The following is a 750-nucleotide window of genomic DNA, read 5'->3' as shown; positions in this document are numbered from 1 at the left end:
GAAGCTGAGAATGCGACCACAACCAGTAAGCCTTGTAAGCCACCGACAGCGGCCAAACTCGGCATGGAAACCCCGATTGCTGCGGCAATTGGCATCAACAAGTTCGCGGTCGCAGTGTTCGACATAAAATTGGCCATCAACCAACACACGATGGAGAGTGCAACCACCACCGCAAATGGAGACAGTGCCTCATAATCAATTGCGTGGGCGAGCGCTTCTGCCAAGCCCGTTTTATCGAGTGCAATACCAATCGCAATACCACCGGCAACCAACCACAATACGTCCCAGTTGATCAGTTTGAGCTCTTCTTTGCCCATGATGCCCGTTAAGGTAAAGACTGCCAGAGGAATAATCGCGACGACGTACGTATTCATGCCATGAGCTTTGGTGGTCATCCACAAGACGATGGTGAGGGCGAAGGTCACGTAAACCACCATTGCGCGCCAGCTCTTTTTGAAAGTGCCATCCAACTTGAGTTTCATTTCTGGCTCGCTCGATGGGAACAGCTTTTGCAGTAAGAACCAAGCGATGGTCAATTGCACTAAGACAAAAGGTAAGCCCATCATCATCCATGAGAGGAAGTCGATGGTGTTTTCTCCAGTGAGATATTGCAGTGCGATGGCGTTCGGTGGCGTACCTATTGGCGTAGCAATACCACCTGTATTGGCGGCTATTGGAATACACAAAACCAGTGCTTTAATGCCTAAGTCACCTTTCGGTGCTGACGCCACAATAGGGCCAAGTAGCGCT

1 protein-coding gene is annotated in these 750 nt (G+C 50.4%); it reads right to left on the bottom strand.

What is annotated here, in order from left to right:
• Positions 1-750, bottom strand: a 750-nt coding sequence (locus R8N47_RS24835) for an SLC13 family permease (RefSeq protein ID WP_318186057.1), incomplete at both ends; no start/stop codon positions are given.

Source organism: Vibrio sp. 2132-1, assembly GCF_033344315.1.
The sequence above is the reverse complement of the archived record's forward strand: the minus strand, read 5'-3'. Positions and strand labels throughout refer to the sequence as shown.